This window comes from Maribacter polysaccharolyticus, assembly GCF_028882255.1.
In the GTDB taxonomy this organism is placed as follows: domain Bacteria; phylum Bacteroidota; class Bacteroidia; order Flavobacteriales; family Flavobacteriaceae; genus Maribacter_A; species Maribacter_A polysaccharolyticus.
In genome coordinates this window covers 98,341-123,874 of the sequence record NZ_JARBUY010000001.1, presented here as the reverse complement: position 1 = coordinate 123,874, position 25,534 = coordinate 98,341, and the positions used below count along the sequence as shown (strand labels likewise).

General features: G+C 38.9%; 28 protein-coding genes and 1 tRNA gene. 18 read left to right on the top strand and 11 right to left on the bottom strand.

Going from position 1 to position 25,534, the window contains the following annotated elements; genetic code table 11:
• The first annotated feature begins 440 nt into the window (after positions 1 to 440).
• The 8 genes from PHU20_RS00575 to PHU20_RS00540 all read left to right on the top strand — a co-directional run bounded on the left by PHU20_RS00575 (position 441) and on the right by PHU20_RS00540 (position 4,864).
• Positions 441 to 893, top strand: a complete 453-nt coding sequence (locus tag PHU20_RS00575) for a hypothetical protein (RefSeq protein ID WP_274823386.1) — start codon at positions 441 to 443, stop codon at positions 891 to 893.
• 3 nt (positions 894 to 896) lie between these two features.
• Complete coding sequence (locus tag PHU20_RS00570) at positions 897 to 1,526, top strand: hypothetical protein (RefSeq protein WP_274823385.1); 630 nt, start codon at positions 897 to 899, stop codon at positions 1,524 to 1,526.
• 241 nt (positions 1,527 to 1,767) lie between these two features.
• Positions 1,768 to 2,007 carry a hypothetical protein gene (locus PHU20_RS00565; RefSeq protein ID WP_274823384.1) on the top strand — a complete coding sequence of 80 codons (240 nt, stop codon included), beginning with the start codon at positions 1,768 to 1,770 and terminating at the stop codon, positions 2,005 to 2,007.
• A gap of 80 nt (positions 2,008 to 2,087) precedes the next feature.
• Positions 2,088 to 2,699 carry a hypothetical protein gene (locus tag PHU20_RS00560; RefSeq protein WP_274823383.1) on the top strand — a complete coding sequence of 204 codons (612 nt, stop codon included), beginning with the start codon at positions 2,088 to 2,090 and terminating at the stop codon, positions 2,697 to 2,699.
• A 123-nt stretch (positions 2,700 to 2,822) separates the two neighbouring features.
• Positions 2,823 to 2,978, top strand: a complete 156-nt coding sequence (locus PHU20_RS00555; protein ID WP_274823382.1) for a hypothetical protein — start codon at positions 2,823 to 2,825, stop codon at positions 2,976 to 2,978.
• Between the two features lie 70 nt (positions 2,979 to 3,048).
• Positions 3,049 to 3,243: a hypothetical protein gene (locus PHU20_RS00550; RefSeq protein WP_274823381.1), complete on the top strand. Its 195-nt coding sequence runs from the start codon at positions 3,049 to 3,051 to the stop codon at positions 3,241 to 3,243.
• Positions 3,225 to 3,716 (top strand): hypothetical protein, encoded by a 492-nt coding sequence (locus PHU20_RS00545; RefSeq protein WP_274823380.1) that lies wholly within the window; start codon positions 3,225 to 3,227, stop codon positions 3,714 to 3,716. Before PHU20_RS00550 ends, PHU20_RS00545 begins: the two co-directional genes overlap by 19 nt.
• On the top strand, positions 3,713 to 4,864 hold the full coding sequence (locus tag PHU20_RS00540; RefSeq protein ID WP_274823379.1) for a hypothetical protein: 1,152 nt from the start codon (positions 3,713 to 3,715) through the stop codon (positions 4,862 to 4,864). Before PHU20_RS00545 ends, PHU20_RS00540 begins: the two co-directional genes overlap by 4 nt.
• 782 nt (positions 4,865 to 5,646) lie before the next feature.
• On the opposite strand, the gene murA is transcribed toward PHU20_RS00540, so the two are convergent.
• The 3 genes from murA to PHU20_RS00525 all read right to left on the bottom strand — a co-directional run bounded on the left by murA (position 5,647) and on the right by PHU20_RS00525 (position 7,996).
• Positions 5,647 to 6,954, bottom strand: a complete 1,308-nt coding sequence (gene murA, locus PHU20_RS00535; protein WP_274823378.1) for a UDP-N-acetylglucosamine 1-carboxyvinyltransferase — start codon at positions 6,952 to 6,954, stop codon at positions 5,647 to 5,649.
• A gap of 15 nt (positions 6,955 to 6,969) precedes the next feature.
• A complete protein-coding gene (locus tag PHU20_RS00530) occupies positions 6,970 to 7,623 on the bottom strand; it encodes a DUF4290 domain-containing protein (protein ID WP_274823377.1) in 654 nt (217 codons plus the stop codon).
• An 85-nt stretch (positions 7,624 to 7,708) separates the two neighbouring features.
• A complete protein-coding gene (locus tag PHU20_RS00525; RefSeq protein WP_274823376.1) occupies positions 7,709 to 7,996 on the bottom strand; it encodes a DUF493 family protein in 288 nt (95 codons plus the stop codon).
• Positions 7,997 to 8,084: 88 nt separating this feature from the next.
• Between PHU20_RS00525 and PHU20_RS00520 the strand changes: the two genes are divergently transcribed.
• From PHU20_RS00520 to PHU20_RS00500, 5 genes are all read left to right on the top strand, one after another.
• Entirely contained in the window at positions 8,085 to 8,648 is a 564-nt protein-coding gene (locus tag PHU20_RS00520; protein ID WP_274823375.1) for an AAA family ATPase, read from the top strand.
• Positions 8,648 to 10,555 carry a RecQ family ATP-dependent DNA helicase gene (locus tag PHU20_RS00515; protein ID WP_274823374.1) on the top strand — a complete coding sequence of 636 codons (1,908 nt, stop codon included), beginning with the start codon at positions 8,648 to 8,650 and terminating at the stop codon, positions 10,553 to 10,555. The genes PHU20_RS00520 and PHU20_RS00515 overlap by 1 nt, the downstream gene beginning before the upstream one ends.
• Complete coding sequence (fmt, locus tag PHU20_RS00510; RefSeq protein WP_274823373.1) at positions 10,527 to 11,495, top strand: methionyl-tRNA formyltransferase; 969 nt, start codon at positions 10,527 to 10,529, stop codon at positions 11,493 to 11,495. Before PHU20_RS00515 ends, fmt begins: the two co-directional genes overlap by 29 nt.
• Before the next feature lie 176 nt (positions 11,496 to 11,671).
• Complete coding sequence (locus PHU20_RS00505) at positions 11,672 to 11,944, top strand: HU family DNA-binding protein (RefSeq protein ID WP_274823372.1); 273 nt, start codon at positions 11,672 to 11,674, stop codon at positions 11,942 to 11,944.
• 112 nt (positions 11,945 to 12,056) lie between these two features.
• Positions 12,057 to 12,617, top strand: coding sequence for a YqgE/AlgH family protein (locus PHU20_RS00500; protein ID WP_274823371.1), 561 nt, complete (start codon positions 12,057 to 12,059; stop codon positions 12,615 to 12,617).
• A 12-nt stretch (positions 12,618 to 12,629) separates the two neighbouring features.
• Here PHU20_RS00500 and PHU20_RS00495 read toward each other — a convergent pair whose 3' ends face one another.
• Positions 12,630 to 13,475: an aminotransferase class IV gene (locus PHU20_RS00495; protein WP_274823370.1), complete on the bottom strand. Its 846-nt coding sequence runs from the start codon at positions 13,473 to 13,475 to the stop codon at positions 12,630 to 12,632.
• A gap of 56 nt (positions 13,476 to 13,531) precedes the next feature.
• Complete coding sequence (locus tag PHU20_RS00490) at positions 13,532 to 13,915, bottom strand: START-like domain-containing protein (RefSeq protein ID WP_274823369.1); 384 nt, start codon at positions 13,913 to 13,915, stop codon at positions 13,532 to 13,534.
• A gap of 169 nt (positions 13,916 to 14,084) precedes the next feature.
• Here PHU20_RS00490 and PHU20_RS00485 point away from each other — a divergent pair.
• Positions 14,085 to 14,158, top strand: a tRNA-Met gene (locus tag PHU20_RS00485).
• A gap of 917 nt (positions 14,159 to 15,075) precedes the next feature.
• Here the strand turns inward: PHU20_RS00485 and PHU20_RS00480 are convergent.
• The gene (locus tag PHU20_RS00480) at positions 15,076 to 16,221 is read right to left on the bottom strand and encodes a dipeptidase (RefSeq protein ID WP_274823368.1); all 1,146 of its coding nucleotides are present in this window, start codon (positions 16,219 to 16,221) and stop codon (positions 15,076 to 15,078) included.
• Between the two features lie 343 nt (positions 16,222 to 16,564).
• Positions 16,565 to 16,906 (bottom strand): transposase, encoded by a 342-nt coding sequence (locus PHU20_RS20120; RefSeq protein WP_420828656.1) that lies wholly within the window; start codon positions 16,904 to 16,906, stop codon positions 16,565 to 16,567.
• 251 nt (positions 16,907 to 17,157) lie between these two features.
• On the opposite strand from PHU20_RS20120, the gene PHU20_RS00475 reads away from it, so the two are divergent.
• From PHU20_RS00475 to PHU20_RS00460, 4 genes are all read left to right on the top strand, one after another.
• Complete coding sequence (locus PHU20_RS00475; RefSeq protein WP_274823367.1) at positions 17,158 to 17,985, top strand: GIN domain-containing protein; 828 nt, start codon at positions 17,158 to 17,160, stop codon at positions 17,983 to 17,985.
• A 148-nt stretch (positions 17,986 to 18,133) separates the two neighbouring features.
• The gene (locus PHU20_RS00470) at positions 18,134 to 18,337 is read left to right on the top strand and encodes a LapA family protein (protein WP_274823366.1); all 204 of its coding nucleotides are present in this window, start codon (positions 18,134 to 18,136) and stop codon (positions 18,335 to 18,337) included.
• Position 18,338: 1 nt separating this feature from the next.
• Positions 18,339 to 19,253, top strand: a complete 915-nt coding sequence (locus PHU20_RS00465; RefSeq protein ID WP_274823365.1) for a mechanosensitive ion channel family protein — start codon at positions 18,339 to 18,341, stop codon at positions 19,251 to 19,253.
• A 231-nt stretch (positions 19,254 to 19,484) separates the two neighbouring features.
• Entirely contained in the window at positions 19,485 to 22,319 is a 2,835-nt protein-coding gene (locus PHU20_RS00460; RefSeq protein ID WP_274823364.1) for an MFS transporter, read from the top strand.
• A 108-nt stretch (positions 22,320 to 22,427) separates the two neighbouring features.
• Here the strand turns inward: PHU20_RS00460 and PHU20_RS00455 are convergent, their stop codons facing one another.
• The 4 genes from PHU20_RS00455 to PHU20_RS00440 all read right to left on the bottom strand — a co-directional run bounded on the left by PHU20_RS00455 (position 22,428) and on the right by PHU20_RS00440 (position 25,518).
• Entirely contained in the window at positions 22,428 to 23,480 is a 1,053-nt protein-coding gene (locus PHU20_RS00455; protein WP_274824448.1) for an AI-2E family transporter, read from the bottom strand.
• A gap of 172 nt (positions 23,481 to 23,652) precedes the next feature.
• Entirely contained in the window at positions 23,653 to 24,168 is a 516-nt protein-coding gene (locus PHU20_RS00450; RefSeq protein ID WP_274823363.1) for an NADPH-dependent FMN reductase family protein, read from the bottom strand.
• Between the two features lie 101 nt (positions 24,169 to 24,269).
• Positions 24,270 to 24,719, bottom strand: coding sequence for a hypothetical protein (locus PHU20_RS00445; protein ID WP_274823362.1), 450 nt, complete (start codon positions 24,717 to 24,719; stop codon positions 24,270 to 24,272).
• A 160-nt stretch (positions 24,720 to 24,879) separates the two neighbouring features.
• Positions 24,880 to 25,518, bottom strand: a complete 639-nt coding sequence (locus PHU20_RS00440) for a class I SAM-dependent methyltransferase (protein WP_274823361.1) — start codon at positions 25,516 to 25,518, stop codon at positions 24,880 to 24,882.
• Positions 25,519 to 25,534: the final 16 nt, after the last annotated feature.

The window sequence follows — 25,534 nt, the reverse complement described above, 5'->3', positions numbered from 1 at the left end:
AATCGTTGGGAAGGGTTGAAACATTTTATCTCTCTTTTTAATAAAAACAAATCATAACCTAGTAGTATGAAAAACAACTACCTATATATCATCCTAATATTTTGGTGCGGCCTTCTTAGCGCCAACGTAACCAATTCCTCCCGCTAACGCGAGTGTCAATAATCGATGTCCCCTACTCCCACTTATTGATCATGGGTACCTATGCCACGGCACAATATTTGATCACCCAAGGTGTGTTGGTTCAGGAAAATCCATAATCAGGATTTTAAAAGGACTATGACCTCAATGATTCATCAAAAATTAGATACATTTATTTACAATAGAATATTGATGATTAATGTTATATATCGTAGCAATATGGCACGAGCGTGACGTTTGCGCTAGCAGGAGGCCAATGCTGCGAGTAAAAATATTATTTTAAACATAATAATATTTCCATAATGAAAAAAAGTATTGGAGCATATCAGTTAGGAAGAAGAATATTTATACACCCTAAAAAAGGCACCCAAAGTGTGGCTGTTTTAGCAGAGCCCATTCAAGAACTTAGTATTGATGATTCTCTGGAGAAAGTAGGGAGAGTTATAAGAGAGTGTATTGAAGCTTATGAAATTGGAAAAGAGAGGTATGACAGAGAAAAATGGAAAACTGTTAACGATCCATTAGTTAAGATGTCAGGCTGCAAAAGCGCAAATGAATTTTTCAAACAGGTATTTAACCCGCCTGTAGTTTTACTTAACAAGACAATACATTTTTGCCCTAGGTATAACCATGGTTTGAAAAAAGGATTTAAAAAGACAGAACATCCGAATATTGAGTTGGACTATTTTATTGCTTCGGATAAAGATTTAGGCAAGGCCTTGTTAAAGACGTTTGAGTTGTGTGGAATTAAATAAAAAATGACAGTTATAAAAGAAGAAAATAAAATAAAACCACAAATACCAAAATGGGTAATGAATAGACGCTACCGTCGTGGGCCGTTTATTTTTTTCATGTTAGGGATATTACCCTTATTTTGGGGTATTCTTCTAGTCATTCTTTATATCCAAGCTCCTGAACCAAGACAATTAACCAGCAACGCAGCTGTTTTAAGTTTGGAAAAAGGTTCATATAGAGAAAAAAAATCTGTGCTGCATTTAGATTTTGATACCCTAAAGTTAAAAGCAGAATTATCTTCAGAAGAAGAAGACAGATATCTAATATTGGTTTCATTTTCAAAATCTTTTGGTGAAAATGAATTTCAATTCTTAAATAGTAATAACAAATCCATACAAGAACAACGGAATAAATTACTTCGCTTTAAAAAACTTTTGAATGTAGAAGAAATTATTGAAGTTGATAAAGTAAGCTTGTCCTATTTACCAAACGGTTATATACAGGAGTTATCTCTAAACAACAAGGTAATAATCAAAAAAAGAAATGAAATACTATTTTTTATGCTTTGGATAGTGCTTCCTCTTTTGATTGGGAGCTATATAATCTATTTAACGTTTAAATTTTATAATAAATATCAAAATACTTTTAACTAAAGAAAGAAAATACGTAGTATGACAAAAAACTACAAATATATCTTAACAATCCTTTTGCTACTGTCTCCTTTGGGCATGCATTTGGGCATGATGGAACTATGATTGGAACGAATAACAACATAGGCTATACGGGCTCGAGCGTGACGCTCGCGCTAGCGGGGGTGCTACCAAATGGATATTCGGAGATAGTACTAGATGCCATTCCAGCCGGAAGTTATACAGAAACGATAACCAATATAAAATGAAAGAAGTTATAAAGAAAAATTGGGAATACACTCTTTTTGAGAAAAAGGATAAAATGATTTTATCTGTTTTATGTGGTAGTGTTGCGCTTTTTACAGTGAACATTGAATTGAATGAATCTGAAAAAGAAGGTTTTGAAAAATTTGGTGAATCCTTTATTGATGATTTGGCTGAAAAAGTAAGAGCAGTTCCAAGTGATTTTCAAACTAGACATGGAGATATGTCCAGTTTCGTATAGGTGAAATATTATAAATAAAGTTAAAGTATAGCTTTTATTGCCTGATGAAGATGTTAGAATACATATTAAAATTTGGTTTTATGTTCGGATTGAGCATTGCACTGGTATTTGCCGTAGGTCCTACTTTCTATAAAAAAGCCAAGTCAGATAAGACCAATTTTTCAAATACTTCCAGGGTAAGGTATTTCAGTTTAGATTATGCATTTGACAGTGAAAAATATATGCAATTAAAGTTGATTATCAATAAGGGTGATACCGTAAATAAAAACTACTTCATTCCCGAAAAAGAGCATAAAGAAGTCATCTCATTTTTGGTTAAGGAAAAATTTGTTACAACCAACAATATAAGAGAAATATTGCCATTTAAGCTAACCTCCAAACAGTTACAATCTTTGAGAAATATTATATTTAAGTTAAATGGGAAACATATAGAAGTCCTTGCCATAGATGATTATTATTTGGTGGGAAACAAGCCTACGATTGTGGGAAAAGTAATTTATTATGGATTAGGAATTATTTTTATCGCTATAGGACTATTGGCCTTTTTTCTAAGCTCCTTAGTTTTTATAGACATTTTTAAAATTTATCAAAAAACTGGCGAATTTCCAAATTTACCTAATTCTATAAACAGCAAGCTAGAAGGCCTAAAATATATCTTCAGAGGATTTAAGTTAAAGAACAAAAATGATTAAATAATGAAATCATAATTCCCCCTCCTGCTAGCGCGAGCATCACGCCCGTGCCGAACATGAGTAAGAAGTAAGGAGTAGAACAAAGCGAAAATTAGAAGAAAAACAAAATCATAACCCAGTAGTATGAAAAACAACTACCTACATATCATCCTAATATTTTGGTGCGGTCTTCTTAGTGCCAACGCAACCAATTCCCCCGATGCCTGCACTGAGCGCAGTCGAAGTGAAGGGGGTGCCCGCAGGACGGGGGATGTTCTTTACCTTGGGTATCGTTTTTAAGAATAGATAAATAGGGTATGCATTTGGGTAGTTTGAAATTATGAAGGAAGTAACCGTATATAAGTACTGGATGGGTACGAGTCTGCCGCTCGCGCTTGCAGGAAAGGCCACTTTGATTGAATACGATATGAAAAATAATGAATTTTATTCTCCATTAATTGAAGAGGGTTTTGATTTAGTTTTTGAACCCGTGATTACTTTTAGCGTTAAAGATTATGACATGGATTACCAAATTGACAAAAAGGTATGGGAAGTACGATATTAAAAAAAATATTACCGATTATAGCATTTTTAATGGTTGCTAACTTTTTAATTTCATTATTAACCTCAGTCTTTGCACTTGTGGGTGGTAAGTATTTTGATGACTATGAAAATTATAAAAGTTTAAAAAATAAAGATATATATATGGAGATAGATACGCTATCACTATTGCGCACTAGAGAAAAAAGATCGACATCAGGTAGCACTACCAGAACCCTTATAATCGAAGCGGTATCCGATAGATATAAAAATAAAATTGAACTCTCAATGGCAAATAAAAAGTACTTCAATTTTAACTCAAGATTTGCTGTTTACAGGAGTAAGTTAACTAACAAATATTTTCTTAAAAATGCTCCAAGCGATTATTTCAAAGGGCAATACTTTTCAGTATTTGCAGGATTATATTTTAAAATTTCATTTTTCCCGTTATTGGGATTCGTGATCTACTTATTTACTAATTATAAAAAATCTATATGAAAAATATTATTCTTATTTTTTTAGTTCTTTTTTGGTCTAAAGCGGAAGCTCAAAAAGTTCTTGAATATAATCAAAGTAGCGAAGTAGAGTTTAAAGTCTATCAAGAAAATGAAAATAAATTAAAAAAAATAACAGATGAGTCAGCTTTTAAATTGACTAGTCCAGAAGCTACTGCGAGAGGTTACTTTTTTGCCCCATCAAATGAGACTTTGGAATCTTTATATTTTGACAAAAAACTATTTCGCCCTAAAAAAGACAAACATTTCCGCAAAATCGTTGAAACACCCGAGGAGGATTCTTATGTGCAATTATTACATAAAACAACATATAACTTTCAAGGAAATGAAATGTGTTACATCATGTTTATAGCTAAGATAAAAGGAATAGATTTTCCGTTTCCTACCTTACTAGACCTGATTAAAGTAGGTGACAATTGGTTAATCCAAAAAAAAACAAACCAAAAGAAAATCAGGGACTGTTTAATGCTTTTTAAGCCATGTGTTTTATCAAATTTAGTTGAAGCTAATAGTATGGATAATGATGTCAATAATATACTGAACAAAGTAAATTCAACTGGGGAAGGGCTTGATTTTACGAAACTATATGAAGAATTAGCCTCAATTCAAAAAAACGAAAACCTTGCTTCTAAATTGACTTTGTCCGAAAATCTAGATTGCGCAAATATTGGTTACAAAGAAATAGTAAAGGGCAATAACTACTTTACAGCTTTATTTGACAATGTAAGTATTGCCCAGTTTAAAAAGCAAGATAAGTTATTGATTGCTCAAATAAAGAAGAACAATGATTCTATAGTTCTTACAAGTAAATTAGACCTTGAATATTCAAATAGAAAATATGAGATAGTTAAGTATAATATTATTCAAACTAGTGGTGTAGTGATTAAAGAAATCATCCGTTTAGATAAAAATGCTAATCCAGAGAAACCTGTGAAAGATTTGTTATTCCTTTTTGAGAATTTAGACACAAGGATTTTTGGAGATTTATCTCCAAACATGAATACAAGACCGATAACGAAAACTAATTTATATAAAGAGTCTAGGGGAGTTTATGAAATTTTAAATATAACTAAGCTATATAACTTGTTTATTAATAAAAATGAACTATTCGCAAATTATATATATATGTAAAAAAATATTCTTCTCCTATTACGGAGACATCGCACTTGTCTGCCTATAACAGGCTCGTGCCATGTTCAAAACACCCCTGTAAAGTAGTGTCCCCATTACTTTACCGTCCCCTCAAAGGGGACAATAAATCCCCCTTTGAAGGGGGTGCCCGCAGGGCGGGGGATGTATTTCCCCATTAAAAGGGTCGAACCGATGTAGATAGAAGGAAAAACAGAAAGATGAATAAAAAAGATATAGCCTCCTATAATTTTTTTGGAGGTACTTAAACACGATAAACTTCACGTAGTATGATAAACAACTACCTATATATCATCCTATTTCTTTGGTGCGGCCTTCTTAGCGCCAATGTAACCAATTCCTCCCGCTAGCGCGAGCGCAGGCGAAGTGAAGGGGGTGCCTGTAAGGCGGGGGATGTAAAAAAGTATTAAGTATAATGTATGGAGTAAAACACCCCTGTAGTCCCCTCAAGGGGACAATAATTCCCCCTATGCCTGCACTGAGCGCAGCCGAAGTGAAGAGGGTACCTGCACGACGGGGGATGTATTTCACCATTAATAGAGTCAAGCCTTTTTAGATAGAAGAAAAACAGAAGAGAAAAATGATATCCCCTCCCATAATTCTCTCGGGGTTAACTCTTAATGAAGTATTAGAAATAACTACCTATACCCAAAAAAGTTCCTTGGGTGCAGGCTGTTTTGGGTCAATTCATAGAAATCCTCAGCTAGTTCAATAATCGAACTCTAGCCCTAGACGGAAAATAAAACTCCTGCTTTTTCGAAAAACTACACCCTGGTGATTTTGGCCCCGATAGCCCGTAGGCGGGTATCGATATCCTCATAACCCCGATCGATCTGTTCAATATTATGGATCGTAGAGGTTCCTTTTGCCGATAAGGCAGCAATCAAAAGGGAAACCCCTGCCCTAATATCGGGTGATACCATGGTGGTGGCCTTTAATTTCGATTTAAAATTATGGCCAATTACAGTGGCTCTATGCGGATCGCACAAAATGATCTTTGCACCCATATCGATCAACTTATCCACAAAGAACAAGCGGCTTTCGAACATCTTTTGGTGAATCAGGACCTCCCCTTTCGCTTGGGTGGCCATTACTAAAATTATACTCAATAAATCGGGTGTAAGTCCCGGCCATGGGGCATCGGCGATCGTAAGAATTGAGCCGTCAATAAAACTCTGTATTTTATAACCATCCTTGTGCTCAGGTATATATATATCATCGCCTTTCCTTTCTATGGTCACCCCTAATTTTCTGAAAACGGTCGGTATTTGTCCCAAATCGTTCCAACTTACGTTCTTGACCGTCAGTTCACTTTTGGTCATGGCCGCCAATCCGATCCAACTTCCGATCTCGATCATATCGGGTAACATGGTATGTTCGGTTCCTCCCAACGTATCAACCCCTTCTATGGTCAATAGGTTTGAACCGATCCCAGAGATCTTGGCCCCCATTCGGTTCAACATCTTGCATAGTTGCTGCAAATAGGGCTCACAGGCCGCATTATAGATGGTGGTTTTGCCTTCGGCAAGTACGGCCGCCATAACAATATTGGCGGTTCCCGTTACCGAGGCTTCATCGAGCAACATGTAGGTGCCTTTCAACCTTTTGGCCTCCACCCCATAAAAATGTTCCTCTTTGTTGTATCGGAATTTGGCCCCTAGGTTAATGAATCCCTCAAAATGGGTGTCCAACCTTCTCCTTCCGATTTTATCTCCTCCGGGTTTGGGAATATAGCCTTTGCCGAAACGGGCCAATAAAGGTCCTACGAGCATGATCGAGCCTCTAAGCCCCCTACCGTCTTCCTTGAATTGATCGGATTGTAGATAATCGAGGTTTACATCATCGGCCTTAAAGGTATACGAACCTTTTCCCTTCTTTTGGATCTTAACGCCCAGATCCTCCAATAAGGAAATGAGTTTATTGACATCAACGATGTCGGGAATATTGTTTACGGTAACCTTTTCAGCTGTCAACAACACTGCACAAAGTATCTGCAATGCTTCGTTTTTGGCGCCTTGTGGGGTAATTTCCCCGGATAACTGATGGCCGCCTTCAATTTTAAACGTTCCCATTGAGGATTGAGACTATTAGTATCGCTTTTTACCGCGATTATTGCTTCTTTGATTTTTCTTGCCAGAACTACTACGAGGATTTTTTGCCACTCTATTTTTAAGGAATTGGCCACTATCGGTCAGGTTTTCCCCTTCTTTGGCCAAATCTATCTGACCGTCGCTCAACTCATAAAGGTGCTTGAAAATCACTTTATCATCCACCGTATCCTTGTTCCAATTAAGGTAACATTTTTTCATATGGTTGGCGATGGCATATTCCAGTCCGTCGCGCATATCGCCTTTGTCCCACTCCACGGCAACATCGATCATACGCTTGATGTTATTCCCGTAAAAACGGTATTTCGGAAAGTTCTGCGGATAGCCAAGTGGTTCCGGTCTTTGTTGTAAGACCTCCTTGGAGGTTATCGGGAAAGGGGAATCCACATCCAATTTAAAATCGGACATAATGAACAATTGATCCCATAGTTTGTGCTGAAAATCGGGTACATCCCTTAAATGGGGCTGTATATTACCCATGACACTGATTATGGCTTGGGCTACTTTATTGCGTTCCTCACGATCTTCGATCGATATGGCATGATCTACCATTTTTTGGAAATGACGACCATATTCGGGAATAATGAGCTTTGGGCGCTCAGTATTATATTCAAGGTTTTCTACTAAATTCAAATTATATGTTTTAATGCTTTGTAAGCGTATAGGAAGTATTTCTATAACGGGTGCAAAATAAGAAAATTATGCTGTAAAAGCTATTTTATAAGGATATTACCCCTTCAATTTCCCCAACCTCCTTGTATTTTGCGATTACGGCATCGGGATTTTTGAGGTTTACCCTGATGGATAAGCTAGTATATTTACCGTTCTTGGATAGTTTTGAATCGATAACGGCCCCTAAATTATTGAAAATGGAGTGCACCTGACTGATTTTTTTCTCATCGGTCAATACAATGAACTTGTACAGGTACAAAGAGGGCCATTGGGTACTATCTTCCAATTGGGTCCGTAAACGTTCATAAAACTCTTCAGGATTCTCTTGGCTCATTATTGCAATTTTATGCAAATATAGGGCTTCAACAACAATTTTTTAATATTCCCGTATTCCGTATTTTTACATTTTTAATAGAAAACATTTGAAAGCAAAAAAAATTGTAATCACCGGGGGACCGAGTACGGGTAAGACATCGGTCATTGAGCAGTTGGAGAAAGATGGTTTCCATTGTTTGCATGAGGTCATCAGGGATATGACCATGGAGGAAAAAACCCAGGGCCAAGAAGTGAAGATGGTTTCTAACCCCATCGTATCTGTTCCAGACCCCAAAAGTTTTAACATGAATATCCTGAAGGCAAGGATCAACCAATACCATTCGGTGCTGGAATCTACAAGGGAAATCGTATTTTTCGATCGTGGAATACCCGATGTGTTGGCCTATATGGATTGTTTTGGGCAAACCTATGCATCTGAATTCTCGGAGCCTTGCCAAATGTTGAGATACGACCATGTTTTTTTGATGCCTCCATGGAAAGAGATCCATGTGACGGACAATGAGCGTTTTGAATCCTATGAAGAATCACTTAAAATCCACGATTGTTTGGCCAGATCCTACGGTGATTTTTCATACGATGTTACCCATGTTCCCAAAGGAAGCGTTATTGAAAGGGTCCAATTTATTTTGGACCATATAAAATCGATCTGATGTATAAAGACCCCATAGCCATACTGGAGCAGTATTGGGGATTTGGGTCCTTTAGAGGCTCCCAAGAAAAAATCATCGATTCGGTCCTCGCGAATCGGGACGTACTGGGACTGTTACCGACCGGAGGGGGGAAATCGCTCTGTTTTCAGCTGCCCGCCATGTGCAAAGAGGGTATTTGCATTGTAATTTCTCCATTGATCGCCCTGATACAGGACCAGGTAACGGTTTTAAGGGAAAAAGGGATAAAGGCCATTGCCTTGACGGGAGGAATTCCCTTCGAGGAAGTCAACAATCTACTCGATAACTGTTTGTACGGCAATTATAAATTTTTATACCTCTCCCCCGAAAGGCTAAAACAAGAGTTGGTACGTGACCGTATTCGGCAAATGAACGTAAATCTGATCGCTATTGATGAGGCCCACTGTATATCGCAATGGGGGCACGACTTTAGGCCCGCTTATTTGGAGTGTGCCCTCTTAAGGGAACTGATCCCCGATGTGCCCATTATCGCCTTGACGGCCACGGCGACCCAAGCTGTTACTTTGGATATCGTCGAAAACCTTGCTTTGACCGATCCATTGATCGTAAAAGACTCCTTTGCCCGAAACAATATCGCTTTTTCGGTATCTTGGGAAGAAGATAAGCGTTATCGGTTAAAACAACTTTGTACCTCTGTCGTGCATAGTGCCATTGTTTATGTACGTACACGACGAGCCTCCCAGGATTTAGCCAATTACCTACAGGCCAATGGGTGTTCCGCTGCTTATTTTCACGGAGGGTTGTCCAAACAAGAAAAGAAACAACGATTGGATCTGTGGTTAAGGAATAAAGTGAGGACCATGGTCGCTACCAATGCCTTCGGGATGGGTATAGATAAACCTGATGTGCAATTGGTGGTCCACTATCAAATTCCCGATTGTATTGAAAATTACTTCCAAGAAGCCGGAAGGGCCGGAAGAAATGGAGCCCCGGCAAAAGCCGTGCTACTCACCAATACCATGGATATCGATCAGGTAAAGAAACAATTTCTAAGTGTGCTACCCGATATGCCCTTTTTGAAATTGGTCTATAACAAACTCAATAATTTTTTTCAAATAGCCTATGGCGAAGGCTATAATGAAAGGTTACAATTGAATTTCAATGCGTTCTGCGAAGCCTACAAACTAAATGCCATAATCACTTACAATGCCCTTCGGATATTGGACCAAAATTCGGTCATTGCACTTTCGGAATCTTTTACCAAAAAAACCACCTTGTGTTTTACCACCAATAAGGAACAGCTTTTCTCTTATTTGGAAAACCACGGGAACTTGGCAGAGATAACCCGGACCATTCTGCGTACTTACGGGGGTATTTTTGAATTTGACACCAAAATAAACACCTATTTGATCGCAAAGAAAGCTGGTGTTCCTGAACATGTGGTGATCAATACCCTGAGAAAGCTGCATGCCTCGGAAATTATCGATTACCACGAACAAAATAGCGATTTGGAAGTTACTTTCCTGGTTCCGAGGGAAGATGACATCACCATAAATGCATTCGCTCCAAAGGTAAAAACGTTGAATAGAATCAAATCGGAGAATATTGAAGCGATTTTATCCTATGTAAAAAATCAAAAAGTATGTAGAAACATACAATTATTAAGGTATTTCGGGGAAAATATTGATGAGGAATGTGGTACATGTGATGTGTGCACCGCCAAAAAAGCCCTAAAGGTAAACACCACTACCTTTATTAAGGAAGAGATCATACGCTCGCTAAGGAAAACCAAAAAATCCTCCAGGGATTTGATCAGGGAACTGCCTTTCAATGAAATCATGGTTCTAACAGCCCTGCGAGGGTTATTGGAATCCGAAAAAATCAAAATAAACAATAGAAATGAATATGAGCTCATTACAAAAAGATAACTTAAGGATCGTTTTTATGGGAACCCCGGAGTTTGCCGTAACCATATTGGATGCCTTGGTACAGAACAATTATAATATTGTGGGGGTATTGACCGCACCCGACAGACAGGCGGGCCGTGGCAGGAAGGTTCATAAATCGGCCGTAAAAGAATACGCTGAAGGGAAAGGGATTACCGTTTTGCAACCTACAAACCTCAAGGATGCGGCATTTTTAGAAGAATTGAAGGCCTTAAAAGCCAACCTGCAAATTGTGGTCGCTTTTAGAATGTTGCCAAGGGTCGTATGGGAAATGCCCACCTATGGTACATTCAACTTACATGCCTCCCTTTTACCGAATTATAGGGGGGCGGCACCCATCAATTGGGCCATCATCAATGGGGAGGTGCAAACTGGGGTCACAACCTTTTACATAGATGATAAGATCGATACGGGGGAAATGATCATGCAAGACAAAATAGCGATCACCAAAGATGACACGGCAGGGACCTTACATGATAAATTGATGCATTTAGGGGCAGAAACGGTACTTAAAACGGTGTTGCAAATCATAGATGGCTCCATTGAACGTACCCCACAGGATTTCAGCGCCAATTTAAAGAGTGCACCAAAAATACATAAAGATACATGCGAAATAGATTGGAGCCTGCCTTTAAAGCAGATCTACGACTTTATTAGGGGGCTAAGTCCGTACCCAGGATCATGGACCACCTTAAACAACGAAGAAGAAGAAATCTTCCTTAAAATCTATAAGGCTTCCATGGAGGAGGAAAGCCATGCATATGATATAGGACGGATTTTTTGTACAAAATCCGAAATGAAGGTTGCGGCCAAGGGTGGCTATATTGTTTTATTGGAAATTCAATTGCCGGGCAAAAGGAGAATGGATACCAAGGATGTATTAAATGGGTTAAAATTATCGAAAACAGCCGTAGTGGTGTAAAGCCCCGTGCCTATTGGGCTGCGAGAAACGTCAAAAACTTCCTACTTTATCAACAAAGGTGTATAGTTATCAACAAAAATGCCGATTTCCCCTTATTTTACTTGCGTTCAAGCGAAATCCGTATAAATTTGTTTATAAGTTTAAAGTTATTTGAAAACAATTAATTTAATTACATTATGAACAAAACAGAATTAATCGATGCTATGGCCGCTGACGCTGGCATCACAAAAGCTGCTGCTAAAAAGTCATTGGAATCTTTTTTAGGAAACGTTGAGAGTTCCCTAAAAAAAGGTGATCGTGTATCATTAGTAGGATTCGGATCTTGGTCTGTATCAAAAAGAAATGCAAGAGAAGGTAGAAACCCATCAACTGGGAAAACCATCAAAATTGCTGCTAAAAATGTTGTTAAGTTTAAAGCTGGTGCTGATTTAGGCAAAGCGGTAAACTAATTCATATTTACCTAATTTATTGAAAACCTTGACTTTTAGTCAAGGTTTTTTTTTATACCTATTGGTGATTTATGGGAAATATCTTATTTTAGGGAATACTTATATAGAAAATATGATCGGTATTAAACCAAATAAAGGCAAATTACTTATCGCGGAACCCTCATTGACAGGGGATGTTTCCTTTAATAGGTCTGTGGTTTTATTGGCCGAACACAATGATGAAGGTTCCGTAGGTTTTATCCTTAATAAGCCTTTGGAATACAGTATCAATGAACTGGTCAAGGAAATAACGGTTCCCTTACAGGTGTATAATGGAGGGCCTGTAGAACAGGATAATCTGTATTTTATACATAAAGTGCCGGACTTGATCAGTAACAGTATCGAAATTTCGGACGGAATTTATTGGGGAGGTGATTTTGAAACCACCGTACAGCTTATCAATGATAAGATCATTACAAATGATGACATTAGATTTTTTCTTGGATACTCCGGATGGTCTTCGTTTCAATTGGACGAGGAACTCTTGTCAAATTCATGGATTGTCGTACCCAATGAGTATGAAAGTGGAATAATACAAAAATCCTCAGTCGCCTTTTGGAAGGAAAAAATGATGGAATTGGGAGGAAATTACCTTATATGGTCCAATGCCCCGGAAAATCCCAGCCTCAATTAGTCCCCTTTGCCCTTAGGAAAGTCTCGCCAAAGTATTCAATTTGCCCAAAAGATTCTTGGACAACCCGGTATTGAATTGTTTTTTCCTGTATTTCGTGATGGGCTGTATGCCAATAATGGCATTGGTAATAAAGAGCTCATCGGCTTTTTGTAGTTCAAATGGGGAAATTGAGGTCAACTCCAATTCATATTCCCCTAGATTTTCAAATATTCCGATCAATTTCTTTCGAATGATCCCATTTAAGCATCCGTCGGAAAGCGGTGGTGTTTTTACGACGTTACCTTTGACCAAAAAGAGATTGCCATTAAGGCTTTCGACCACGTTTTTTTGGGTGTTCAATAATAGGCAATTATCCAGGTCATTTTCCTTGGCAAAAATACTCCCTACCACATTCAGGATTTTATTGTTTGTTTTCAGGGTTGATAGGATATCCTGGTTCAGATAAAAATCCTTAAAAAGTCCTACCTCATAAGTAGTATCTTCAAAGCCGTAAAAAGTTGTGGACAGCTCCTTGGTATCAATGATAAAAGATATATCATTGGAATCCGGAGCATACAGTCCGCCATCATTCCTGAAGACGGTTACACGTACCCTTGCCGGTTTTTGATCAAGGTGATTGCTTTTTAATGTACTTAATATTTGTTCTTCCAAAAATTCCATGGTAAAGTCCATCGGAATCTCCATCCTCAGAATCCGCATTGAGGACATTAATCGCAAATAATGTTCCTCCAGGAAATAAATTTTGGCGTTTACTACCCTGATACTCTCAAATAAGGCATCGCCATACCGCAATCCCCTATTTTCATGATTTAGAAAATGACTGTTTTTTTTAACTAGTTCCCCGTTGAAATTGATCATAAAAAAAGCCCTGATATTTATCGGGGCCAAATATACGGTATATATCCTTGTGGATCTTAATTTGACCCCAAAACCTGTTTTAGATCGGTGACCTGATTTTGCCAAAGCATTTTAGCTTCCTCTATTTCATCTTCTTCCGCAAAATCAATGATAAAAAGGGAAACGTCCTTAGTGATCTCATCCACAATAATCCGCATTTCAAAGAAAGAATCATCTTCATTATCCACCCAGGCAAATCGGACGAATTCATCACTTTTACGTTTTAACAATTTAGCTTCTTCTTCGGCACCATCCCAAATGAATGTGAACATTTCCCCTCGGGAATTCACATTATCGGCAAACCATTCCGAAAGGCCGGAAGGGGTAGAAAGATATTGATATAATAATTGGGGTGATGATTGTATTACGAATTCAATTTCATATTTAGTCTTATCGCTCATTCATGTTGTTATTTATTATGGGCAATATATAGAAATCTACATGATAAAAAAATAAAACGGTTAGAATATTTTTTTTCGACATGAATGTTGAAGAACAAAAAATTTACCTTTATATTTGCAGCCGCTTAGAACGATGGGATTGATGTTCCGGTCGGAATAAATATCGAATGGCGAGGTAGCTCAGCTGGTTAGAGCGTCGGATTCATAACCCGGAGGCCGAGGGTTCAAGTCCCTCTCTCGCTACTAAGGTCAATGCCTGTAAAATCAACGGTTTGTGTACGCACAAGCCGTTTTTTTATGTCTTTTAATTCCGTACTCATAGCTATAGTATAGGATCATGACCAAATATTGTGTTTATGCAAATAATCCACTTTGGTTGAGATTATTCTTTCTTTTTACTCAAGTGGTCATTATTGATTATCATAAGATTTCGTGAATCTTCGTTTTCTTTGCCTGAACGATGCAAATGACCAAAGAGGTTCATGGATACTTTATTTTTTCATTTTCTTTGCTTGTCCAAAGAAAACGAAACAAAAGAAAAGACACTCCTTCATTATGTGTCCCCAAAAATTTTGGGATTTTTGGGTCCGCCACCATGGCCTAAATTATTTCCAAGGCTTCAATAATTATTTACGGCCATGTTGACTACACCACAGAAGGAGATATACCCCCAATAGTATTTCGAACCCAATGACCCTAGGTTTCAAGAATACCAATGATCACTTTCGATATTTAAAAGTTGAAAAGAATAGGAAAAATAGGTTTCCCTATTCTTTTTCGGTTATGAATTCAATTCGCACACAACTTTTGAGATTGATCCATAGTATACGATAACGTATACGGTTTGAACATTAAACCGTACTATTCCAAACCTAAATTATACACCGGAGGCGTCAAGATCAAGGGTTGGTCTAAGCTTACCCGCATGCAACAAAAGCAGGCACTCGCCAAAGATTGGTATGTATATTTTTAATGACGAGACCCCAAAACGAAAAAACTTGTACGGCAAACCCCTATCAAGGCCGGGGAAAATCGTTTTAATACCAAACGGGAACGCTTACTGTTCTTGACCATCATTAAAAGGTCGCTCATAAAATATTTGGGACTTGGTTTGAGCCAAGTCCCAATAATGCCTTACGATGATCTATATTAAAGGAATCCTATTTCAACGTTTCGTTATAAAAGCGCAACCAGTTTTGACCCAATATCTTTTCGATATCCCCGGTACTGTAGCCCCTTTTGTCCAAGACTTTGGCGACTTGTAAATAGCGATCCGGTTTATCGAGTTCAGGAATCCACGGTGGCCATTGTACCTTATATGAGGGCTTAAAACGGGTTAAGCGCGGCACATACCAATTTTCATAGGTAGCTCCATGGGCTTGCATGCCTTCAATGCCAAAATCAGCGGCTACACCCACATGATCGATCCCGCCAACCTTTACGGCATGATCGATATGATCCACATAGGTTTCCAAGGTCGTATCGGTACCCAAGTTCGGTCCGATCATATAACCCAAACAGATAATGCCCATTACCCCCCCCTTATCGGCCATGGCCTTGATCTGTTCGTCCGTTTTGGCCCGGGGATAATTTTTATACAGTGCCTCACACATGGCGTGATTTATCGAAACAGGGGTTTTACTGAACTCGATCCCTTCAAGGGTGGTTTGTTCACCGCAATGTGACAGGTCTATTATGATACCCAATTCGTTCATGCGCTCTACGACTTCAATTCCAAAATCGGACAACCCTGAATTGGTGCGTTCGGTACATCCATCCCCTATTAAATTCCTTTGGTTATATGTAAGTTGGATCCAACGTGAACCGGCATTGTACAGGATATCTAGGTTATCAATGGATTCTTCCACCATAGTAGCGAATTGGAATCCTAGCAAAACCGCTTTTTTATTCTCTTTTTTCGCTCGTACAAAATCATCTGCTCCCGTAGCATAAAGTAACGTATCGGGGTTATCATCTATCCGATCCCTCCATTCAGCTAACGAAGCCATCGCAGTTTTAAAGTTGCTTGAAACCAAAGAGGCATGAAAACCTGTATATCCGGATTCATTCAAAGCCTTAAAGGAAACCTCACTCCAGCCTCTGGTGATAGTCAATCCATCAATAACCACGGCTTTTTTATACAGTTCTTCTATGTTTGTTTTGGGTATTTCCCATATGGCATCCTGAGGCATTCCTGAATGCCCTTGCACCGACTCCATGATCGATGAGAACGAATAGGCCATTTGGGTTGGAAATACTGCTCCTAAAGACAACATTTTCGCAAGGTTTCTACGGTTTTTATCCATAATACTTTGGTTTAAATTATTTTATGAGGGAATATTTAAGGTATTTATCGAAAATAGGGTTTATCAGGTATTTTTTTTAGCGTCAAAAGGTAACCATTTATATAAAATATCATTTGCTTAATCCTGCTTTTTTTCATTGGAAACCCTGTTAATTCCTAAACAGACTATGATCATCAGCCGAAATTTCCAATATCCCTGAAGTTCGGCCCTTCCTCCCAATGGACCCCGTATATCCGCTTGTTGTAGTCGATGATGCCCTTTCCTTCTCAAAAGGATAAGGATGCGTCAAAACCCATTACGTACCCTTACGGAGGCTATCTCGTTCATACGCATGCGCAACAGTTCATCGCTCCTGCCCCTTGGTCTTGTAATAGAACAGGTTCTTATGCAGCAATACCAGCTTGTAACAATGCTGGACGGGGCTATTATATTCCATCCTTATTGGAGCCCATCCCCCGTTTTCGGGACGGCCTTGGAATTTTTTTGGTACGTCCTGAAGAACCTGTTTTTCAAGGCTAGGGTCCGCCACCGGTTTCTTCAACTGGGAGTTCCCCGCTCCAAAATTCTTGTGCCCCCCCAGCTTAGAGACTTCAAGCCCTCCGTATTTCTTCTTCCAATTATAGAAGGTGGTATCACGGATACCCTTCTTACGGCACACCTCCTGGGTGCGTGTTCCCGTTTCCAACTGTTGGCTCGCACATACGATCTACGTCTCCGAATACTTTGATCGTTTCCTAGGCAAATTGTTAATTAAAGCCTAACATTTATTCCTTAATAATCCTCTTGTTCCAAGCTGTCCGTTTTATCGGGAGGAGCTCAACATTATATGTTACAAGATTCTGATCTAGATCATTTGGGAACGTGGGAATTACCAAGATATTTGTTTACAGGGTGTCCGGTATTTTCCTTCATACCAATCCCATAAAAAAGATCACTATGAAAAGTTTAATCGTTGTACTTGCACTATTGGGTCTCGGAACTTTGGCCAATGCCCAAAAGAAACCCAAGATAAAGGGGAATAAAGAAGTTACCGAAGTGGTACGGAAAATAGATGGCACCTTCAATATCATTGAGGTTGACGATGGGTTGGAGGTAACCTTATTCCAAGGTAATGAAAATAACTATGTTTTAAAAGTCGATAACAACCTAATCGATGTTATCGATTTTTCGGTTTTTGACAATACCCTAAGGATTTATACCCTTTTTAAAATTACCGCTAAGAAAAAGCTTGATATCCAACTCACCGTCAGGGATGTTGAACAACTTATACTTAAAAACGGCGCAAAGGTCACCTCTAAAAAAAATATCGAAGCTGCCAAGTTCTATCTTACCGGGTATAATTCAAGTCGGTTTGATTTAAATGTCAAATCCGATGATGTTACCGTGATACTACATCGCAATGCGGGTGGAAAAATCAATATCGAATCGGACAATGCAACGTTGGTCATGAATGACCGGACGGATATGAAGGCATATCTGGTAACGGATAAATTGCGTGTCACGCTAAACGCTTCCGCCGAACTCGATACCAATGGCAAGGTGGATGACGCCTATATAAGTCTTAAGGGGTCTTCAAAATTCAATGCCAGGAAAATGAAAATATCCGTTGCCGACCTGTACACTTCCAATTCCTCGGATGTTTATGTCAATGTGAACAAAAATTTGGAATTATATGCCCAAGGCAGCAGTAAGATCTATGTGTACGGCGACCCCAAAATTGAAATAAAAGGTTTGACCGATAAGTCTAAAATCATAAAGAAATAAAGCGCCCGGTTGTTCATGGGAAATGATATCTATCATTCTTTTTTAAAACCGGTCGGGTTATATTTATCGATCGTGTATTACATTGCAATGTGGTACCAATTTGAGATTGGATATCAAGGAAAACGTTGTTAACCAGTTGCTATAGACTATGAAATTCAAAACCATTATGGCCATTATTGCTGCGACCTTGGTCGTGGTATTTTCGCTGCAAAATACGGATGTTACCGATGTCAGGTTTTTGATATGGAAGCTATCGATGTCTCGGGTATTGGTCATTTTAGGCAGCTTTGTGATTGGGGTAATCGTAGGCATTCTAGTATCTTTAAAGAAGAAAATGGTTCCTAAAGAATAATATGGGTCAGATCGAAAAAGTATTTGTGGATTTCGGGGATACGCTGATCAAGGCATTTCCCAATATTCTTTCCGGCATTATGGTCCTTATCGTCTTTACGATAATGGGATTACTGCTTAGAAAACTGATACGGACAAGATTGACCGCTAAATGGAAAGACACTATCGTAGCTAATTTTGCCGGAGATGTCACCAAATGGATCTTCATCATTTTAGGGGTTATCATCGCGCTACATTTTGTTGGTTTTGGAGGTATTGGCAGCAGTATTTTGGCCGGAGCGGGTATATCTGCCATTATTGTTGGATTTGCGTTCAAAGACATCGCGGAAAACTTTCTGTCCGGAATATTATTGGCTGTAAACAGGCCTTTTAAAAAGGGGGATATCATTGAAATGGATAAATACAAGGGCCCGGTAAGGAATTTGGATTTACGGGTCACCCATATCAGAACCGCCGATGGCAGGGATATTTTCATCCCCAATTCCATGATCGTCAAGAATGTATTGATCAATTACACCAAAGACGGACTAATACGGCAAGAATTCAAGGTTGGCTTGGATACTTTTGATGATTTGGCCCGAGCAAGGGAAGTCATTCTTGCTTATTTTTCAAAACAAAAGGACGTACTTCCCAAGCCTTTGCCGAATATGTTGATTGATGAAATTGGGGAGTCTAGCGTGGTGATTAAAATTACTTTCTGGGTCGATATCCTAAAAACCAACTCCCCAAAAAACGACCCCAATATGGGAGAGCTTATAAAAAGTAGGGTTATGCGTGAAATCAAAGATGTATTGTTGGAAAATGGTTTTAACCTACCTGCTTTGATAGTCGAACACAAAATGTACCGGGAAAACGCCCCGATACAGGTGGAGACCATTGCGAAAAAAGAACATGTCAAAGGCTCAGCAAAGCCCTGATCGAAAAATAGCGAGACGATACCTTTTTCTGGTTAATTTTTTATATCGATGGGGTAAGTTCGGTACCAAAACCCACCACCCTACTCCCATAATGAAAATCGTCCGTCAATTCCTCAAAAAACCTAAAATGGATAGCTTTAATTAAAGATAATTCCTCTTATATTCACAGTGTGGATCATCTGCCCAAATGGAAAGGTTGGTGACAGGATAATAAAAATATTTCAGACAACTATGATCAAAACTTTAAAGGCATATTCATTAAGGGTTTTTGACATTGAAGAAAGTGAACTTAAAAAGACACTTTTGTTACAACTGAACATTTTTTTACTGATTACCACCCTTCTCATTGTAAAACCTACGATCAATTCCCTTTTTTTATCCGAACTTTCTTCCGATGCGTTACCGGTGGGGTATGTTCTTACGGCGTTGATGGCCATTATAGGTTCTTATTTTTATGATAGGGCGTTGGAAAAATATCCATTGAAAAGGATTATTGAAAGAACCCTAATCGGTTCGATACTTTCATTGATGGTCTTTGGTATTTGGTTTAATTTGAATATTGCAAACGGGCTCCTTTTATACATCCCATACATATGGGTGGCCATTTTTGGCCTTTTGGTCGCATCACAATTCTGGATATTGGCAAACCTTGTCTACAATGTCAGGGAAGCAAAACGCGTTTTCGGATTTATAGGGGCAGGAGCCATTGCAGGGGGTATTTTTGGTGGCTATCTCACATCATTGTTGGCAAGTTTCATAAATACGGAGAGTCTTTTCTTCATTGCCGCTGCCCTATTGGCGTGCTGTTTGCCCATAATGCGGTATATATGGAAGCATGAAGTTGAAAAACTGAACCCTTTTCAAGTTTCATTACGCAGTACACCAAAAGGTGATTCGCCCTTTAAATTGATAAAACAATCCAAGCTCTTGATCTTGATCGCTACTGTAATCGGCATTAGCGTCTTGGTGGCAAAATTAGTGGATTATCAATATAGTGACTATGCATCCAGATTAATCGAAGATCAGGAAGAACTGACCGTTTTCTTTGGTTTTTGGTTTTCTACCTTGAGTTTGATATCCCTGCTGATACAGTTATTCCTTACCAAAAGGATCGTTGGTATTTTTGGTGTAGGGAAGTCGCTGCTATGGCTTCCGTCGGGAATCCTTTTTGGATCGCTATTACTGCTTTTTTTACCCCAATTATGGGTCATCATCCTCATAAAGGTGGTTGATGGTAGTTTAAAGCAATCGATTAACAAGGCTGCTACTGAATTACTTTCCATTCCCATACCGATAGAAATTAAAAAAAAGACGAAAACATTTACCGATGTTGTGGTCGATAGTCTGGCAACGGGTTTGGCTGGCTTTATTCTCATATTTTTTATCAATGCCCTCGAAATTCCATCCACCTATGTCAGTTTGATCATCATCGTATTGATTTCGATATGGTTGTACTTTATCTATCATTTGAGAAAAGAATATATTACCACCTTCAAAAAAATATTCGAGCCTTCAAAAGAAAAGGTTCAGAAACCCCCTAGGCCGGAAAAGGAAGTCACGGCCATAGTACCTTCCGTTATCAGGGTCTTCCAAAATGGATCTGAGGGGCAGATATTGCATATGCTACAGAAAACGCTGGATGTCAAGGACGAGCGATTTTTTGAAGCCATTAAGGGATTGATACGCCATGAATCGGCCAAAGTAAGGGCTTTGGCAATTGAGAATCTTTATTTTCTAAGAACTGAAAACCTTTCACAAGAGCTAACGGCCATGGTATACGATAGCGACCAAAAAGTGACCTCTGCAGCCTTCAGGTATTTGTTGAAAAATCATGACAGCGATACCGTAGGGCTATTCAATAAATATCTTGGATCCGAAGACCCGACCATCGCCAATGCCGCTTTGATAGGATTATCCATGGAGTTAAGGAACAATAAGTCCCTACAAGAACAGTTTCAGCTGGAGGAATTCTTAAAACAAGCCATTGGACAATTGGACAGTTTAATCTCCAAGGAAGAAAAAAGAAATAAATTGGAGGCCATTTTGGAAGCTATCGGCCAAGCTAAAGTCGAAAAATACTACCCAATGCTTGAGGAGTATTTGATGTCAAGTGACCTGCATGTATTGAAAAAGGCCATTTTTTCAGCTTCCAAAACTTTGGATCCCCGGTTTATCGATTGTATAATAAGCCATTTATCGGGAAAGGAAGTCAGAAAAACCGCCCTTGAGGCCCTATATAATTATGGGGATCCCATTATCGATATACTGATTGCAAAAGTTCGGGAAGATGTTGTTGATCTTGAAGATGCGAACCATATCGTTTTGGTGATTGAGAAATTCGCATCCCAAAAGGCCGTGAATTCATTGTTGAAACTAACGGAAGGAACCGAACACTCCATAAAAATGGAAGCCATTGAAGCCCTTAGAAGACTCAAATGGAAACACCCGAACCTAAAAATAACGGATAAATCAATAATCACTAAAATTGTGGACGAGTGCCAGTTGTACCAAATCACCCTATCGGCCATCCATTCACAAATTTTGGTACAATACAAAAAAAAGAGCGTGACCATAGCACCCGATGAAGTGGAAGCCAGGAACAATTTGATCCGATTATTGGAGCAACGGCTTGATCGTCAACTGGAACGCATTTTTAAGTTTTTAGGAGTTAAATATCCCCCTTCCGATGTAGACCCTTTATTGGATATCATTTTAAAAGGTAAGGAAGAGCAACGCATTCATGCCATTGAATTTTTGGATAACATCCTTAACTACCAACTCAAATCGGTTCTGATCCCCATTACGGAATCCGTTTTGGTCGATAGCGTATCGGATGAAAAAATAAGAAAGCTTAACATTAAGACCATTAGTGAAACCGAATGTTACCAAACCCTATTGGCGAGAAAGGATATGAAATTAAAGCAAGCCGTACTCTCCTTGATTGAAACAATAGGCGATAATGCCTTTGCCCCTATAGTGCAATCTGCATTGACCGATACCAATAAAAAAATAAGGGAAAGGGCAGCTAAGGTACTTGCATCCCTGAATGAAGATCCCATTCCCTAGTTCCCTATGGTCCTCATCAACCGTAATCAAGGTAATGGTCCATTGCTCATTGCTAATTGCTAATTGTTCATTGCTAATTGTTCATTGTTCATTGCCCACACTACCACCCTACTCCTTATCTTTAAAAAACAACTTAAGAAATCGATACTCCTCTTTATCGAATTTCCCTAAAAAAATGTCCGCTTTCCTCGAGAGTCCGTCTTCCATTAAATAGCTGATAGGTTCCAAAACATCATAACTTCTGAAAACCTCTTTTGAAATGGCCAAAACGGGCAGGGCCAAGACCATACCCGATACTCCCCACATAAAGCCGCCTAAAAACAAACCCATGATAATGAACAAGGGATTGACCTTGATACTCGAACCCATCACATTGGGCGATATCACATTACCTTCCAATTGCTGTATGATGATATACCAAATTAGTACGGCCACCGGTTGCCATAACGAATCGGAAACCATCAACATATAAGTAATGGGAAGGATAGCGCCTATTGAAGTGCCGACATAGGGAATGATCTCTAGGAAACCCGCCAAAAAACCCCAAAAAAACGGATAGGGTACCCCAATAAGCCACAAACCAAATCCAATAAGCAAACCTAGAATAAGAATTACCAACCCTTGGCCTATCATATAACGTTTGGCCAATTTCTTCAGCTGTTCGAAAAGCTGCTGCGTAGTTTCCCTGTATTTCGGGCCCAATTGAGACAGTAGAAAATTTTTAAAAGCCGTTCGATATAACAATAAAAAATAGGTGGTCAAAACGATAAGAACGGTGTTTGCGAGGATATTGGTACCGGATTGAAAACTCCCCTGTAACAGTTCTATGGGAATATCGATCGTAGCCATTATGTTGTCGATCCAGTCTGAAGATGTCTGGGGATTTATATTGAATTGCTGATTGAACCAATCCATGAACCAGATCGAGACATTATTCAGTTTATCGCGTAAAGACGGTAGTTCATTGAACAGTATTCGGGATTGATTGAAAAAAAAGAAAAGTATCCCGAACAAAGGTACCACAGCGACGAGATAAGCTACGATAATGGCTATAATACGATGGCGAAGTTTGCTTTCAAAAAATGAAACTAAGGGCATTAACATTAGGGCAAAAAAAAACTGAAAACCAACGGCGCCAAAATGACCTTCCCCACCAACAATAAATATACCAATAACGCTGTCGCGCCAAAGAAATAGAATACATTGGGCAAGTTGATGGTATATTTTTTCATTGGATACTAAATCTATCCAAAAATAAGATGGTGTAAAAAGTTATGGAATGACCAATATCAGTACAACGTATTCATTGGAATGCCGGGAACGGAAAGTAATTTTAGAAATACAATAGGGGATCTAGTCGTGCGAGTATCCTTTCTATGGATTTCGGGGCATCTTCCAAACGGGATTCGCCGGTGAGGGCATCAACACCTTCCATTGTTTCAGAACCTTCCCCGGAAGTCGTCAATATGACCGTTTTATTTTTGAAGGAACCCGCATTTTCCAAAAAGGTGGTAACGGCTTCCGGCGCTTGGTTGTATTCCCAGGTATGTAATATCAAAATGGCATCATAGTCTTCGAATGAAACCTCCATAATGGATGAGACATCAATTACCTTGATATAAACGGAATCCGTTCTATAATGATCGATTACCCCTTTGGAAACACTGTTTTTAAAATCACTGCCTTGGGTAGCAATAAGAAGTCTTTTGTTCAATTGGGGCGTATTGATCTCATAAACCTCGGCCATTTCCATAGCGTATTCGTACTTGTACCAAATGGCGAACAAAAAGAAAACCCCTAAAAAAATCACAAGGGCACCCACTACAAGTTTATACCATTTAATTTTCATAGGGTCGGTTTTTATTGCATTAGCGTACGTTTAAATCCTGATACTTTCTTAGTGGCCGTTAAAAGCATGGTCATATGCCGATCTTTTGATCATTGAACCTGTTATGACCCCATAATACTTGCCAATTCTTCACTATTGATGATATAGGAGGTCAACTTAAAGACTTCTTTTCTGTTCTTCCGAAATGATTTGACAAATTCAGCGATTTCCTCTTCAAGATGTTCATGTTCCAATTTAATGACCCCCGCATCACGACTATTGGGGTTTTCCACCAATTGTCCCAACCGGATCGAATGCTTACTTAATTTTTCCAGCAGATCTTTGCTTTTTTTGTTCAGTTCGAATAGTCCACGCTGCATTTGGTTGACAAGGTCTAGATTCTCCGATTTAATGATCCATATCATATATTTTGCTATCAATTGGTTTAGAAACCAAAGATCATCGCGATAAAATTCAATATCAGTCGACCACCGCTTGGTAAGGGCATACAACTCATCCCAAGGACCGTCTTCAAGGAATTCTAGATCTGGGTCTTTTATCTTTATATTCATAATCGATTCTAAATTTGTCCATTTCCCTTAAATGTACTCACCATGGGATTGATTTAAAATCATGTATATCAGATTGATAAATCGGAAGCGTATAATTCTTCAATGGTGTCGCCCTCAATTCTCATTCGAATATCGGCAGTATGGGGGTGATAGTCAATCTTCACTTTTTTGTGGCTTTCACAACAACAAAAGAACCTTCCCCAAATCCTGGTTTGGGCCTTTGTATTTCATTGATATCGTCAAGCTCACCAAATAAGGTCTGAGAAAACACCAACTTTTCGAATCCTGTTTTCTCGAGTAAATTTTTTACATGATTAACCGAGTAAAACCGGGCTTCTTTATAAAAGTTGCTTTTTTGCTTTTTTTCCATGTACGATTTTGCCACCGATTGTTCACTATCCAAAAAACCGATTATGACCGATCCTTTGGGTTTGAGTACACGATGCGCCTCTTGGAAGGCTTTTTTGACATTTTTAAAATAACAGATGGTTACAAAAAGTACGAAATCGAACTGTAGGGCCGAATATGGCAATCTTTCTGCAGTACCCTTCATGATTTCGATTCCTCGCTTTATGGCCTTTTCGGCCATTTCAACAGAAGGTTCGATCCCTTCTTTAATACCAAGCGGCTCAGAAAACCGTCCCGTGCCCAAGCCTACTTCGATACCTCGAATGTTCTCGGGCAATTCCGAAAAATGCTCTTTAAGGGCCAAAACCTCAGATTGATATGCCATCCTATGGTCATCAAACCACTTTTCATATTTTTTTACGTGCTTGTCGAATATTTCTGTTGTTTCCATAGCATTTTGATTTATT

What these genes read in the sequence shown, in the direction of transcription:
- PHU20_RS00575 (WP_274823386.1), top strand. Translation starts at nt 441, where the DNA reads ATGAAAAAAAGTATTGGAGCATATCAGTTAGGAAGAAGAATATTTATA.
- PHU20_RS00570 (WP_274823385.1), top strand. Translation starts at nt 897, where the DNA reads ATGACAGTTATAAAAGAAGAAAATAAAATAAAACCACAAATACCAAAA.
- PHU20_RS00565 (WP_274823384.1), top strand. Translation starts at nt 1,768, where the DNA reads ATGAAAGAAGTTATAAAGAAAAATTGGGAATACACTCTTTTTGAGAAA.
- PHU20_RS00560 (WP_274823383.1), top strand. Translation starts at nt 2,088, where the DNA reads ATGTTCGGATTGAGCATTGCACTGGTATTTGCCGTAGGTCCTACTTTC.
- PHU20_RS00555 (WP_274823382.1), top strand. Translation starts at nt 2,823, where the DNA reads ATGAAAAACAACTACCTACATATCATCCTAATATTTTGGTGCGGTCTT.
- PHU20_RS00550 (WP_274823381.1), top strand. Translation starts at nt 3,049, where the DNA reads ATGGGTACGAGTCTGCCGCTCGCGCTTGCAGGAAAGGCCACTTTGATT.
- PHU20_RS00545 (WP_274823380.1), top strand. Translation starts at nt 3,225, where the DNA reads ATGGGAAGTACGATATTAAAAAAAATATTACCGATTATAGCATTTTTA.
- PHU20_RS00540 (WP_274823379.1), top strand. Translation starts at nt 3,713, where the DNA reads ATGAAAAATATTATTCTTATTTTTTTAGTTCTTTTTTGGTCTAAAGCG.
- murA (WP_274823378.1), bottom strand. Translation starts at nt 6,954, where the DNA reads ATGGGAACGTTTAAAATTGAAGGCGGCCATCAGTTATCCGGGGAAATT.
- PHU20_RS00525 (WP_274823376.1), bottom strand. Translation starts at nt 7,996, where the DNA reads ATGAGCCAAGAGAATCCTGAAGAGTTTTATGAACGTTTACGGACCCAA.
- PHU20_RS00515 (WP_274823374.1), top strand. Translation starts at nt 8,648, where the DNA reads ATGTATAAAGACCCCATAGCCATACTGGAGCAGTATTGGGGATTTGGG.
- fmt (WP_274823373.1), top strand. Translation starts at nt 10,527, where the DNA reads ATGAATATGAGCTCATTACAAAAAGATAACTTAAGGATCGTTTTTATG.
- PHU20_RS00505 (WP_274823372.1), top strand. Translation starts at nt 11,672, where the DNA reads ATGAACAAAACAGAATTAATCGATGCTATGGCCGCTGACGCTGGCATC.
- PHU20_RS00500 (WP_274823371.1), top strand. Translation starts at nt 12,057, where the DNA reads ATGATCGGTATTAAACCAAATAAAGGCAAATTACTTATCGCGGAACCC.
- PHU20_RS00495 (WP_274823370.1), bottom strand. Translation starts at nt 13,475, where the DNA reads ATGATCAATTTCAACGGGGAACTAGTTAAAAAAAACAGTCATTTTCTA.
- PHU20_RS00490 (WP_274823369.1), bottom strand. Translation starts at nt 13,915, where the DNA reads ATGAGCGATAAGACTAAATATGAAATTGAATTCGTAATACAATCATCA.
- PHU20_RS00480 (WP_274823368.1), bottom strand. Translation starts at nt 16,221, where the DNA reads ATGGATAAAAACCGTAGAAACCTTGCGAAAATGTTGTCTTTAGGAGCA.
- PHU20_RS00475 (WP_274823367.1), top strand. Translation starts at nt 17,158, where the DNA reads ATGAAAAGTTTAATCGTTGTACTTGCACTATTGGGTCTCGGAACTTTG.
- PHU20_RS00470 (WP_274823366.1), top strand. Translation starts at nt 18,134, where the DNA reads ATGAAATTCAAAACCATTATGGCCATTATTGCTGCGACCTTGGTCGTG.
- PHU20_RS00465 (WP_274823365.1), top strand. Translation starts at nt 18,339, where the DNA reads ATGGGTCAGATCGAAAAAGTATTTGTGGATTTCGGGGATACGCTGATC.
- PHU20_RS00460 (WP_274823364.1), top strand. Translation starts at nt 19,485, where the DNA reads ATGATCAAAACTTTAAAGGCATATTCATTAAGGGTTTTTGACATTGAA.
- PHU20_RS00450 (WP_274823363.1), bottom strand. Translation starts at nt 24,168, where the DNA reads ATGAAAATTAAATGGTATAAACTTGTAGTGGGTGCCCTTGTGATTTTT.
- PHU20_RS00445 (WP_274823362.1), bottom strand. Translation starts at nt 24,719, where the DNA reads ATGAATATAAAGATAAAAGACCCAGATCTAGAATTCCTTGAAGACGGT.
- PHU20_RS00440 (WP_274823361.1), bottom strand. Translation starts at nt 25,518, where the DNA reads ATGGAAACAACAGAAATATTCGACAAGCACGTAAAAAAATATGAAAAG.